Source organism: Methylobacterium sp. AC315 (assembly GCF_979253755.1).
On the sequence record NZ_CEEDEA010000144.1, the window covers coordinates 1 to 236 of the forward strand.

The 236-nt window shown below is 69.9% G+C and carries 1 pseudogene; it reads right to left on the minus strand.

Annotated features, from left to right (window positions below):
- A pseudogene (locus AC0IY0_RS29040) lies at positions 1 to 236 on the minus strand (hypothetical protein); the annotation flags it as partial.

Sequence of the window (236 nt, forward strand, 5' to 3'; positions counted from 1 at the left end):
GGATCTGCGCGATCCAGGTGCCGATCGCGCGACACTCGTCGCCCCCGAAGCCGCGCGCAGTCCGGCGAAGTCCAGGACCCGGGCGTAGGCAGACCCGCCCGCGATGATCATCTTGGGCGTGTGCTGGCGGGCGAGGCCGCGAAGCTCGTCCAGATCGACGAGTTCGGTGTCGCGATTAACGCCGTACCGGCCGATGTGGTAGTCCCGCCCGGTCAGAGTGGCGGGAGGTCCGTGGC